General features: G+C 70.0%; 11 protein-coding genes and 1 pseudogene. 4 read left to right on the top strand and 8 right to left on the bottom strand.

All coding sequences use genetic code 11. From position 1 onward, the window contains the following. Positions 1-131: 131 nt before the first annotated feature. From dprA to MFF42_RS18015, 7 genes are read right to left on the bottom strand one after another with little or no spacing between them, the layout of a single operon-like run. Positions 132-1,337 (bottom strand): DNA-processing protein DprA, encoded by a 1,206-nt coding sequence (dprA, locus tag MFF42_RS18045; protein ID WP_238256986.1) that lies wholly within the window; start codon positions 1,335-1,337, stop codon positions 132-134. Positions 1,338-1,367: 30 nt separating this feature from the next. Next, positions 1,368-1,976, bottom strand: a complete 609-nt coding sequence (plsY, locus tag MFF42_RS18040; RefSeq protein ID WP_238256985.1) for a glycerol-3-phosphate 1-O-acyltransferase PlsY — start codon at positions 1,974-1,976, stop codon at positions 1,368-1,370. Then, positions 1,973-3,283, bottom strand: coding sequence for a dihydroorotase (locus MFF42_RS18035; RefSeq protein ID WP_238256984.1), 1,311 nt, complete (start codon positions 3,281-3,283; stop codon positions 1,973-1,975). The genes plsY and MFF42_RS18035 overlap by 4 nt, the downstream gene beginning before the upstream one ends. Positions 3,284-3,332: 49 nt before the next feature. After that, positions 3,333-3,566, bottom strand: coding sequence for a hypothetical protein (locus tag MFF42_RS18030; protein WP_238256983.1), 234 nt, complete (start codon positions 3,564-3,566; stop codon positions 3,333-3,335). A gap of 30 nt (positions 3,567-3,596) precedes the next feature. Next, positions 3,597-3,980, bottom strand: coding sequence for a type II toxin-antitoxin system HicB family antitoxin (locus tag MFF42_RS18025; protein ID WP_238256982.1), 384 nt, complete (start codon positions 3,978-3,980; stop codon positions 3,597-3,599). Positions 3,981-3,992: 12 nt separating this feature from the next. Continuing rightward, complete coding sequence (locus MFF42_RS18020) at positions 3,993-4,202, bottom strand: type II toxin-antitoxin system HicA family toxin (RefSeq protein WP_238256981.1); 210 nt, start codon at positions 4,200-4,202, stop codon at positions 3,993-3,995. 15 nt (positions 4,203-4,217) lie between these two features. Further along, positions 4,218-5,165, bottom strand: coding sequence for an aspartate carbamoyltransferase catalytic subunit (locus MFF42_RS18015; RefSeq protein ID WP_238256980.1), 948 nt, complete (start codon positions 5,163-5,165; stop codon positions 4,218-4,220). 273 nt (positions 5,166-5,438) lie between these two features. Between MFF42_RS18015 and MFF42_RS18010 the strand changes: the two genes are divergently transcribed. The 4 genes from MFF42_RS18010 to topA all read left to right on the top strand — a co-directional run bounded on the left by MFF42_RS18010 (position 5,439) and on the right by topA (position 10,559). After that, positions 5,439-5,738 carry a hypothetical protein gene (locus tag MFF42_RS18010; RefSeq protein ID WP_238256979.1) on the top strand — a complete coding sequence of 100 codons (300 nt, stop codon included), beginning with the start codon at positions 5,439-5,441 and terminating at the stop codon, positions 5,736-5,738. Positions 5,739-5,911: 173 nt separating this feature from the next. After that, complete coding sequence (locus MFF42_RS18005) at positions 5,912-6,784, top strand: cytochrome b/b6 domain-containing protein (RefSeq protein WP_238256978.1); 873 nt, start codon at positions 5,912-5,914, stop codon at positions 6,782-6,784. Continuing rightward, the gene (locus MFF42_RS18000) at positions 6,781-7,713 is read left to right on the top strand and encodes a molybdopterin-dependent oxidoreductase (protein ID WP_238256977.1); all 933 of its coding nucleotides are present in this window, start codon (positions 6,781-6,783) and stop codon (positions 7,711-7,713) included. Before MFF42_RS18005 ends, MFF42_RS18000 begins: the two co-directional genes overlap by 4 nt. Positions 7,714-7,862: 149 nt before the next feature. Continuing rightward, positions 7,863-10,559 carry a type I DNA topoisomerase gene (gene topA, locus MFF42_RS17995; RefSeq protein ID WP_238256976.1) on the top strand — a complete coding sequence of 899 codons (2,697 nt, stop codon included), beginning with the start codon at positions 7,863-7,865 and terminating at the stop codon, positions 10,557-10,559. Between the two features lie 142 nt (positions 10,560-10,701). On the opposite strand, the pseudogene MFF42_RS17990 reads toward topA, so the two are convergent. Beyond that, positions 10,702-10,932: pseudogene (locus MFF42_RS17990) on the bottom strand (endonuclease domain-containing protein); the annotation flags it as partial. Positions 10,933-10,971 lie beyond the last annotated feature (39 nt).

Below are 10,971 nucleotides of genomic sequence, written 5' to 3'. Positions count from 1 at the left end.
ATCGCTTCGGCTCCGCCTCGCGATGACGGAAGTGGGCAAAGTGCGAAGCGATCGACCGAAAACGGGACGAAGCGGCGACCGAGAGCGGCAAGGGGCCGCCTCGTCCGCGCTCACGTGCCGAACCGCTCGGTTCATGCCCGCGAAGCCAAGGACACCGCTCCGCTGCCGTGCCGCTCGATCCGGCCATCGAGTTCGAGTTCCAGCAGCGTCGTCTGCACGATCCGAACCGGCAGGCCGGACGAGCGGGCGAGTTCGTCGGTTCCGACCGGGGTGGGGCTGAGGCAGGCGATCAGCCGGGCGCGGTCGTCCCAGGGCTCGGCCCGGGGCTCGCGGAAACAGCCGTCCGCCTCCAGCGCGTCGGGAGATGGCAGCACGGCGGTCGCCGGGGCGCCGTCGAGATCGATCTCGTCCCAGTAATCGGGCGTCGCCGACGTCTCCGGGCGATCGTTCAGGCCGTCCGCGTCCGGCGCGCCCCCGTCGATCAGGGGGGCGAGGACGGACAGGACGTGTTCGACCTCCGAGACGAGCGTCGCCCCCTGACGGATCAGGTCGTTGGTGCCCTCCGCCCGCGGGTCGAGCGGCGAGCCGGGAACGGCGAAGACCTCGCGGCCCTGCTCCAGCGCGAAGCGGGCGGTGATGAGCGAGCCCGAGCGGCGGGCGGCCTCCACGACCACGGTGCCGAGGCTGAGGCCCGAGATGATGCGGTTGCGGCGGGGGAAGTCGCGCCCGCGCGGCACCCAGCCTATCGGCATCTCGGCGACCACCGCCCCGCCCGCGCCGACGATCTCGTCCACGAGGCCGGCATGCTCGTCCGGATAGATCCGGTCCTGGCCGCCGGCGAGGACCGCCACGGTGCCGGTCGCGAGGCTGGCCCGGTGGGCGCGGGCATCGATGCCACGGGCCAGCCCCGAGACCACGACGAGACCGGCCTCGCCGACGCCGCGGGCGAGCCGCTCGGTGAAGGCGAGGCCGGCGGTCGAGGCGTTGCGCGAACCGACCATCGCCACCGACGCCTTCAGGAGCACGGCGGGATCGCCGCGGACCGCGATGAGCGGCGGTGCGGTCTCGGTGGCGTGCAGCGCCTTCGGGTAGGCTGCCTCCCCCATGGCGAGGAAGCGCACGCCGAGGCGCGCGGCCGCCGCCATCTCGCGCTCGGCCTCCGCCTTCGAGGGCGGCACGGCGCGCTTGCCCGCGCGCTTGGTCAGGTCCGGCAGGGCATCGAGGGCGGCGGACGCGCTGCCGAAGCGGTTGATCAGGCCGCGGAAGGTGCGCGGGCCGACGCCGTCGGTGCGGATCAGCCGAAGCCAGTCGAGGCGCTGCGCGTCGGTGAGCTGCATCGGTCCCCCTCCTGTCGGGAGGGGCCGTCCTCAGCCCTTCTGCCCGATCCGGCCCTCGGTGCCGGCGGCGAGTCGGCGGATGTTGGGCGCGTGCTTCCACCATAGCAGCGCCGCGAGCACGAGGAAGAGCGCTGCAACCGCTCCGTGTCCGAGCGCCCACAGCACGAGGGGCGTCGCGGCCGAGGCGGCGAGCGCCGCGAGCGAGGAGTATTTCAGGGTGAAGGCCAGCCCGAGCCAGATCGCGGCGAAGGCGAGCAGCGTCAGCGGGCTCAAGGCCAGCAGCACGCCGATGAAGGTCGCCACGCCCTTGCCGCCCTTGAAGCCGAGCCAGACCGGGAAGAGGTGGCCGAGGAAGGCACCGAGCCCGGCGGCGAGCGCCGGCCCCTCTCCCCAGTGGGCCGCGACGAGCACCGGGAGCGTCCCCTTGAGCGCGTCGCACAGGAGCGTCGCGGCGGCGAGCCCCTTGCGGCCGGTGCGCAGCACGTTGGTCGCGCCGATATTGCCCGATCCGATCGCCCGCACGTCGCCGAGGCCCGCGAACTTCGTGAGGATCAGCCCGAAGGGGATCGCGCCGCAGGCATAGCCCAGCACAAGGGCGGCGATGAGGGCCGGCCAGCCGGCCGCGAGGAGCGTGGTCATGCGGCGGCGGCCGAGAGGTCGGAGCGGTGGACGATCCGGCCGCCGACGAGCGTCAGCACCGCCGCGCCCTGGAGCCGCGCCTCGTCGAAGGGCGAATTCTTGGAGCGGGACTTCAGCTGACGCTTGTCGAGGACGTAGGGCAGATCGGGATCGATCAGCACGAGGTCGGCGGGGGCGCCCTTTTCGAGACGGCCCGCCTCGCGGCCGAGCAGCCGAGCCGGGTTGCCCGACAGCGCCGTGAGCAGCGTCTTCAGCGTCACGTCGCCGGTATGGAGCAGGCGAAGGCTCGCGCCGAGCAGGGTCTCGATGCCGAGCGCGCCGTCGGCGGCCTCGGCGAACGGCAGGCGCTTGGTCTCGACGTCCTGCGGGTTGTGATCGGAGACGATGACGTCGATCACGCCCTCGTTGAGCGCGGCGATCACCGCCTGCCGGTCGTCCTCGCGGCGCAGCGGCGGCGAGAGCTTGCAGAAGGTGCGGTAGTGGCCGATGTCGCCCTCGTTGAGGACGAGGTTGTTGACCGAGACGCCACAGGTGACCGGCAGGCCCGCCGCCTTCGCCCGCCGCACGATCTCGACCGAGTCGGCGCAGGAGATCATCGCCGCGTGGTAGCGCCCGCCGGTGAGGCGCACGAGGCGGATGTCGCGCTCCAGCATCACCGTCTCGGCCTCGCGCGGGATGCCGAGCAGGCCGAGGCGGGAGGCCATCTCGCCCTCGTTCATCACGCCCTCGCCGACCAGGTCCGGCTCCTCGACATGCTGCATCAGCAGCGCGCCGAAATCGCGGGCATAGGTGAGCGCGCGGCGCATCACCTGCGCGTTGGTGACGGCCTTGAGCCCGTCGGTGAAGGCCACCGCCCCGGCTTCCGCCAGCAGGCCGAACTCAGTCATCTCGCGGCCCGCCAGCCCCTTGGTGATGGCGGCGGCCGGCAGCACGTTGACGCTCGCGGTGTCGCGGGCGCGGCGCAGCACGAAATCGACGATGGCCGGCCCGTCGATGACGGGGTTGGTGTCGGGCATGCAGACCAGGGTCGTCACGCCGCCCGCGGCGGCGGCGGCGCTCGCCGAGGCCAGGGTCTCGCGGTGCTCGGCGCCCGGCTCGCCGACGAAGGCGCGCAGGTCGATCAGGCCGGGGGCGAGGGTGAGCCCGCCGCAGTCAATTTTTTGGGCATTCTCGGGCGCACCGGGCGCGGCACCGAAGGCGACATCGGCGATGCGGCCGTCGCGCACGAGCACGGCGCCGGGCCCCTCGCGGCCGGTCGCCGGATCGAGGAGATGGGCGTTGGAGAGGAGGAGCGGAGGGGCGGTCATCGGGACTGACAAATTCTCCGCGAATCGCGACCGGACCGGTCGATCGAGGTCATGCCCGCCGACGGGAGAGCTTCGTGACCATCCAACCGAACCACGCGAAGACCGCGAGTTGGAGGATGGCTGTGAGTGAGGCAACAACCTCACCGCTCAAGCCGGCGACGAGACCGAGGATAAAGATCGCCAGAAAGGGGACGAAGAACGTCACCACCGCTCGAACGCCGAGGGTCCAGAGACCGGGCACGTCGGTAAACCAATGTTCCAACCAGAACCAGAGGCCGAGCATCGGACGCTCTCCCGTTCGTGCGCGGACGGCTTAACCGGCCGCCTTCTCGATGAGGGCCTCGCGGATGAAGCGCTGACGGGAGAGGCCCCGACGCTGGGCCGCCGCGTCGATGGCGCTGAGAGCCCGCTCGTCGAGAAGAGCGTCTTCGTCAACGGAGACGACGACGGCGGCATGCCCCGCCGCCAAGGCCTCGGCGATCTCCGGATCTTCACGCAGGACATCGAGGCTGCGTACGGGCGGCGGTGTCAGGCCGTCCTCGGCCAAGCATTCGAGGTAGAGCCGCAAGACTTCCGGTGCCTGACGGAGTGCGGCCTCGGCCGTGTCGGCCGCCGTCGTGCACCCGATCAGATCCGGGAACCATACACCCCACAGGGTGCCCGGCTCCTTCTCCAAGATGCCGATATAGTGAATCATCGTTGAGATCCCTCAGCAAATCCAGCCGGCGGCACGCGCGATGCTGCGGGCCGTGCCGAGCGGCAGGTCGCCGCGTCCGCGCGAGATTGGGATATGCTGGGGTTTGTCGGGATGCTTGTAGACATCGTGATTGCCGCCCCGCGACTTGATCAGCCGCCAACCCTCGTGCTCCAGCCGACGGCGGATCTCCAAGATATCAAGCTCGAAGTCGCGGGGCGGCATGTCAAGCGCTGAGCCTCACCCGTTCGGCAGGTGGGTCGCCAGGGCTTCCAGCACGGCCATGCGCACGGCGACGCCCATCTCGACCTGCTCGCGGATCAGCGACTGCGCCCCGTCGGCGATGTCGGAGGCGATCTCGACGCCGCGGTTCATGGGACCCGGATGCATCACCAGCGCGTCGGGCTTGGCCAGCGCCAGCTTGTCGCCGTCGAGGCCGTAATAGCGAAAGTACTCCTTCACCGAGGGGACGAAGGAACCGTTCATGCGCTCGCGCTGGAGGCGCAGCATCATCACGATGTCGCAGCCCTTGAGCCCCGCGCGCATGTCGGTGAAGACCTCGACGCCGAAGCGCTCGATGCCGGTGGGGAGCAGCGTCGACGGGCCGATCACCCGCACCCGGGCGCCGAGCGCCTGAAGCAGGATGATGTTCGAGCGCGCCACCCGCGAGTGCAGGACGTCGCCGCAGATCGCGACCTGCAGCCCCTCGATGCCGCCCTTGTTGCGGCGGATGGTCAGCGCGTCGAGAAGGGCCTGAGTCGGATGCTCGTGGGCGCCGTCGCCCGCGTTCACCACCGCGCAATCGACCTTGCGGGCCAGGAGATGCACCGCGCCCGCGGAGTGGTGGCGCACCACGATGATGTCGGGCCGCATGGCGTTGAGGGTCGCGGCGGTGTCGATCAGCGTCTCGCCCTTCTTCACCGAGGACGAGGCCACCGACATGTTCATCACGTCGGCGCCGAGCCGCTTGCCCGCGAGTTCGAACGAGGATTGCGTCCGGGTCGAGGGCTCGAAGAACAGGTTGATCTGGGTGCGGCCCCGCAAGGTGGTGCGCTTCTTCTCGACCTGCCGCGACAGGGCGACCGCGGCGTCGGCGCGCTCCAGGAGCGACTCGATGTCCGGACGGCTCAGGCCCTCGATGCCGAGCAGGTGCCGGTGCGGGAAGGCGGGTGCGGTCTGAGCGGTCATGCGGCGATCATAGCGTCGGTCGAGGGCTATAGGTGGCCGGAACGAGCCCGGCAAGCCGCGGGCGCGATCGATCCCGATGGCAGGCGTGAGCGCGAGGGAGATCCCTCTCCTCCTGTCACGGCGAAGAGATTTTCTTCGTTATCGCGAGCCCGTGATCGAGAAAAATTTGAACGAACCGGCTTCGCTTCCGTTCTTCCAACATCCGTTGGGTTTCGAGCATGTCGAAGACCGTTGTCCGCCTTCGTTTGCTCGCCTGGAAACGAAAGGAAGCCCATGAATACGCGACTTCTCCTGACTGCCGGCGCGCTCTCGCTCGGTCTCGTCTTCTCGTCGGGCGCCTATGCGCAGGGCATGCAGCGGGGCGGCATGGAGCCTGGCATGGGCGGACAACCGGGTGGCCAGATGGGCGGCCAAATGCAGCAGGGTGCGATGGGCGACGACATGGGCCAGGAGCAGCGCCCGATGAAGCGCAGCTCCAAGAAGATGAAAAAGCCCATGAAGAGCAAGAAGATGATGCGCTCGAAGCGCATGAATTCCGGCTCCGGCATGGAGTCCGGCGCGGGCGGCATGTGACCGGCCTGTAACCCCACTGTGACCGGCTCGCCATCTAGGCGAGCCTCGGCCCGCCCGGTTAGACCGGGCGGGCCTTTTTTCGTCTCGACCGAAGGCTTTCCGGGCCGACCGCCCCTGATCCGGCCCCAGGGCCCGGATCGCGGCGGGAGGGCTTCAGCAGGGAACGACGTGCCGTGGCCGCAGGATCGACGCTCTCGGGGCCGGACATCGTGGAGACGGTCCGGCGCCGCTGGATGTTCCGCCACCCGCTGGTGATCCGGCTGGCGCACTGGATCAACGTGGTCTGCCTCGCCATCCTGCTGATGAGCGGCCTGCAGATCTTCAACGCCCATCCGGCGCTCTACTGGGGCTCGGCCTCGACCTTCGACAAGCCGTTCGTCGCCATCACCGACGACCAGCGCGACGACGGCACGCCCCGCGGCGTCGTGTATGTCGCCGGCCACCGCTTCGACACCACCGGCGTGCTCGGCCTGTCGAACCTCAACGGCCAGCAGGCGGGCCGGGCCTTCCCGTCCTGGGCGACCCTGCCGGCGCATCAGGATCTCGCCACGGGCCGGCGCTGGCACTTCCTGTTCGCCTGGGCCTTCGTCATCAACGGGCTGATCTACCTGATCTACGGCATCGGCACCGGCCAGCTGCGCCGCCGCCTCATCCCCGACGGCGACCAGATGCGCGGCTTCGGTTCCTCGATCCGCGAGCACCTGACCCTGCATTTCCCGGAGGGCGACGAGGCCAAGCGCTACAACGTGCTGCAGAAGCTCACCTACCTCGTCGTGGTGGCGGTGCTGCTGCCGCTGATGCTGCTCACCGGCCTGTCGATGTCGCCGGGCGTCAACGCGGTGGTGCCGCTGCCCGACCTGTTCGGCGGCCGGCAATCGGCCCGCACGGTCCACTTCATCGTCACGAACCTGCTGGTGCTGTTCGTGATCGTCCACGTCCTGCTGGTTCTGCTCTCCGGCGTCTGGAACAACATGCGCAGCATGATCACCGGCTGGTTCGTGATCGAGCGCCAAAAGCTTCCCGCCGGTCCGGGAGAGGTTCGATGAGACCCCGCCTACAGATCCCTCGCCCCCATCGCCGGGGCTTCCTCACGGCGGCCGCCGGACTCCTCGGCGTCTCGGCGCTGGGCGGCTGCGACCGCTTCGCCGCGAGCCCCACCGGCCAGCGCACGCTGAAGCTCGGCGAGGACGCCAACATGTTCGTGCAGCGCCTGCTGCTGACACCCGCCTCGCTGGCCAAGGAATTTCCGGATTCGGAGATCTCGCCCTGGTTCAAGCCGAACGGCACGATCGATCCGCCGGACCGGGCCTACAAGGCACTGGCGGCCAAGCGCTTCGAGGGGTTCACGCTGCGCGTCGACGGCCTCGTCGAGCGGCCGCAGAGCTTGAGCCTCGCCGACCTGCGGGCGCTGCCGGCCCGCACCCAGACGACCCGGCACGACTGCGTGGAGGGCTGGAGCGCCATCGGAAAGTGGACCGGGGTGCCGCTCTCGGAACTGCTGCAGCGCGCCGGCCTGAAGCCGAATGCCCGCTACGTCGTGTTCCACTGCGCCGACACGATGGAATACGCGGAAGGCGGCGGAGAGGATGAGGCGGAGCCGGACAAGACCGCCAATCCCGGCATGCAGTCGCGGCCGGAGGGCGCCGAGAACCAGGCGAGCGATTCGCAGGCCGCCGGGGCGGAGGCGCCGGCCGCCGAGGGTGACGAGAGTCAAGGTACGCCGATCCGCTACTACGAGAGCATCGACCTCACCGACGCCTACCACCCGCAGACGATCCTGGCCTACGACCTCAACGGCGCGGCGCTGCCGGTCTCGAACGGCGCGCCCCTGCGCCTTCGGGTTGAGCGCCAGCTCGGGTACAAGCAGGCGAAATATATCATGCGGATCGAGGTGACCGAGGGCCTGAAGGGCATCGGCGAGGGCGGGGGCGGCTACTGGGAAGACCGCGGCTACGAGTGGTACGCGGGGATCTGAGGCCGCGCCCGGCGCCTTCATCCGATTTGACAACGCCGCGCGGCTCACCCACTTCTGCGCGGCGCGAGGTCCGGCCCCCGACCGGTACGCTATCCGCGCCATCCCCAAAACCGTACCCGCGGTGAGGCTCTGGCGAGAGGCAGAGGTTCATGAAAGTCGTCGTCGTCGAGTCGCCGGCCAAGGCCAAGACGATCAACAAATACCTGGGGCGCGATTACGAGGTTCTGGCCTCCTTCGGCCATATCCGCGACCTGCCGGCCAAGGACGGCTCGGTCGATCCGGAGGCCGACTTCGCCATGGTCTGGGAGTTGGAGGATCGCGGGTCGAAGCGCGTGTCCGAGATCGCGCGCGCCGTGAAGGGCGCCGAGAAGCTCATCCTCGCCACCGACCCGGATCGCGAGGGCGAGGCGATCTCCTGGCACGTGATCGAGGCGCTCTCCGCCCGCAAGGCGCTGAAGGGCATCCCGGTCGAGCGGGTGACCTTCAACGCCATCACCAAGGCCTCCGTCGATGCGGCGATGCGCAAGCCCCGCGAGATCGACCAGGCGCTGGTCGATGCCTATCTCGCGCGCCGGGCGCTGGATTACCTCGTCGGCTTCAACCTCTCGCCGGTGCTCTGGCGCAAGCTGCCCGGCGCCAAATCCGCCGGCCGGGTGCAGTCGGTGGCGCTCCGCCTCGTGGTCGAGCGCGAGATGGAGATCGAGCGCTTCCGCCCCCGCGAGTACTGGTCGATCGTGGCGACGCTCGCGACCGAGACCGGCGGCGTGTTCGAGGCCCGGCTCGTCGGCGCCGACGGCAAGCGCATCCAGCGCCTCGACGTCGGCAACGCCGAGGAGGCGGCGGCCTTCAAGCGCGACCTCGAACTCGCGACCTTCCAGGTGGCGAGCGTCGAGGCCAAGCCCGCCAAGCGCCACCCGCAGCCGCCCTTCACCACCTCGACCCTGCAGCAGGAAGCCTCGCGCAAGCTCGGGATGGCGCCGGCGCAGACCATGCGGGTCGCCCAGAGGCTCTACGAGGGCGTCGATGTCGGCGGCGAGACCGTCGGCATCATCACCTACATGCGGACCGACGGCGTCGACATGGCGCCCGAGGCGATCCAGGACGCCCGCCGGGTGATCGGCCGCGAGTTCGGCGACGACTACGTGCCGAACGCGCCGCGGAAGTACTCGGTGAAGGCCAAGAACGCGCAGGAAGCGCACGAGGCCGTGCGCCCGACCGACATGAGCCGCCTGCCCAAGCAGGTCGCCCGCTACCTCGAACCCGAGCAGGCCCGGCTCTACGACCTGATCTGGACCCGCACGATCGCGAGCCAGATGGAATCGGCCGAGCTGGAGCGCACCACCGTCGACGTCACCGCGAGCGTCGGCCCGCGCCGGATCGACCTGCGCGCGACGGGTCAGGTCGTGAAGTTCGACGGCTTCCTCGCCCTCTACCAGGAGGGCAAGGACGACGAGGAGGACGAGGATTCCAAGCGCCTGCCGGCGATGAAGGCGGGCGATCCGCTGAAGCGCGAGCGCGTCAGTTCGACCCAGCACTTCACCGAGCCGCCGCCGCGCTACTCCGAGGCGAGCCTCGTCAAGCGGATGGAGGAGCTCGGCATCGGCCGGCCCTCGACCTACGCCGCGATCCTGCAGACCCTGCGCGACCGCGAATACGTCAAGATCGAGAAGAAGCGGCTGATGCCCGAGGACAAGGGCCGGCTCGTCACCGGCTTCCTCGAGAGCTTCTTCAAGCGCTACGTCGAGTACGATTTCACCGCGAGCCTGGAGGAGCAGCTCGACCGCGTCTCCAACGCCGAGATCGACTGGCGAGCCGTGCTCCGCGACTTCTGGCGCGACTTCTCCGCGGCCATCGGCGGCACCAAGGAGCTGCGCGTCGCCGAGGTGCTGGAGGCGCTCAACGGCCTGCTCGGGCCGCACATCTTCCCCGAGAAGGCGGATGGCGGCGATCCGCGCGCCTGCCCGACCTGCGGCTCGGGCCAGCTCTCGCTCAAGCTCGGCAAGTTCGGCGCCTTCATCGGCTGCTCGAACTACCCCGAGTGCAAGTACACCCGCCAGCTCTCGGCCTCCGGCGTCGAGGGCGAGGGGGACGGGTCGTCCGCCGAGGGCGGCCAGCCCGGCGTGCGGGTGCTCGGCGACGATCCGGCCACCGGCCTGCCCGTCACCCTGCGCGACGGGCGCTTCGGGCCGTTCGTGCAGCTCGGCGAGGCGAGTGCCGAGAAGGGGGCGGAGAAGCCGAAGCGCTCCTCGCTCCCGAAGGGCCTGAGCCCCGGCGGCGTGACCCTGGAGATCGCGCTGCGCCTGCTGTCGCTGCCGCGTGAGGTGGCGCGGCATCCGGAGACCGGCGAGCCGATCCTGGCCAATCTCGGCCGCTTCGGCCCCTACGTGCAGCACGGGAAGACCTACGCCAACCTCGGCAAGGACGACGATGTGCTGGAGATCGGCGCCAACCGCGCCATCGACCTCATCGTCGCCAAGGAGCAGGGCGGCGGGCGCGGGCGTCCCTCCTCCGATCCCGGCCGCGCCGTCGGCCAGCACCCGGACGGGGCCGCGCTCGTGGTCAAGGCGGGCAAGTACGGTCCCTATGTCAGCGACGGCTCGGTCAACGCGACGCTGCCGAAGACGATGGCCGCCGAGAGCCTGACGCTGGAGCAGGCGATCGACCTCATCAACGCCAAGCGCGCCTCGGGCGGCGGCAAGAAGCCGGTCCGCAAGACGGCGGCCCGCGCCCGCACGACGACGAAGGCGGACGGGGCGGAGGGCAAGAAGCAGGCCGCGCGCAAGACGACGAAGGCCGCGGCCAAGCCGGCAGCGAAGAAGGCTCCGGCGAAGACGAAGGCGAGCTGAGGCGCATTTGGAAAAACCCTCCCCCCTCTGCGGGGGAGGGTGCCTCGCGGATGCGAGGCGGAGAGGGGAAACCCCGGTCCTCGATGGCCGCGCCGATCGCGTCCATCACCGCACCGAGATTGCTGAGAACCAGATCCGTCGAGAAGCGCAGGACGAGGAAGCCCTGGGCGGTCAGCCAAGTATCGCGGGCTTCGTCGCGCCGCCGGCGGTCGTCCGTCTCATGCACCGGACCGTCGATCTCCACGACCAGCTTGGCCGATGCACAAAAGAAGTCGGCGATGAACAGCGCGATCGGCACCTGACGCTTGAACTTGGCACCGCGAAACCGGCCGCCGCGCACCTGCTCCCAGAACAGGGCCTCGGCGCGCGGCATGTCGCGGCGCTGCGCGCGGGCGAAGCGGCGCAGGCGGCG

The sequence above is a fragment of the Methylorubrum podarium genome (assembly GCF_022179745.1).
GTDB lineage: Bacteria > Pseudomonadota > Alphaproteobacteria > Rhizobiales > Beijerinckiaceae > Methylobacterium > Methylobacterium podarium.
The sequence above is the reverse complement of the archived record's forward strand: the minus strand, read 5'-3'. Positions and strand labels throughout refer to the sequence as shown.